2 protein-coding genes are annotated in these 800 nt (G+C 67.6%); both read left to right on the forward strand.

Annotation, left to right across the window (positions count from 1 at the left end):
- The coding region (locus ACFVUS_RS43775) for an aminotransferase class I/II-fold pyridoxal phosphate-dependent enzyme (protein WP_387781442.1) at positions 1 to 499 on the forward strand (499 nt) is incomplete at its 5' end.
- Between the two features lie 105 nt (positions 500 to 604).
- On the forward strand, positions 605 to 800 hold a 196-nt coding region (locus ACFVUS_RS43780; protein WP_387781445.1), incomplete at its 3' end, for a hypothetical protein.

Below are 800 nucleotides of genomic sequence, written 5' to 3' on the forward strand. Positions count from 1 at the left end.
GAACTACCGCGTCGCGGGCTACCGGGCCGGCTGGATGGCGGTCTGCGGCCCGAAGAAGCACGCCTCCTCGTACATCGAGGGCCTGACGATCCTGGCCAACATGCGCCTGTGCGCGAACATGCCCTCGCAGCACGCGGTCGCCACCGCCCTCGGCGGCCGGCAGTCGATCAACGAGCTGGTGCTCCCGGGCGGCCGCCTGCTGGAGCAGCGCGACACGGCGTACGACCTGCTGACGCAGATCCCCGGCATCACCTGCGTGAAGCCCAAGGGCGCGCTGTACCTGTTCCCGAAGCTGGACCCGTCCGTCTACAAGATCAAGGACGACCGGCAGATGGTCCTCGACCTGCTGCGGGAAGAGAAGATCATGGTCGTGCACGGGACGGGCTTCAACTGGCCCGAGCCCGATCACTTCCGGATCGTGACGCTGCCGAACGCGACGGACCTGGCGGACGCGGTGACCCGGATCGGCAACTTCCTCGACGGTTACGGACAGATGTAGTCATCCGGCCACCGTCAGGCAGACGCCGTCTCATATCCGGATGCGGCTCAACTTTAGAACCAATCCAATGTAGGCTGGCCTCCTGACCACGCAGGAGGCCCCCTCATGTACGAGCCGATCCGCACCAAGTCGGTCGTCCACCGTGTGGGCACCGGCAACGGCGACCATCCCGACTATCCCCACAGCAGCCGCGGCGAGGCGCTGGACATCCAGCTCGCCGGGCATCTGGCGGCCCTGCTCGCCGTCACCGACGAGCTCGGGCTCGTCGAGAGCGCCGAGCGGATCGCCGGCCAGGTCGCGC

The organism is Nocardia sp. NPDC058058 (assembly GCF_042885355.1).
GTDB lineage: Bacteria > Actinomycetota > Actinomycetes > Mycobacteriales > Mycobacteriaceae > Nocardia.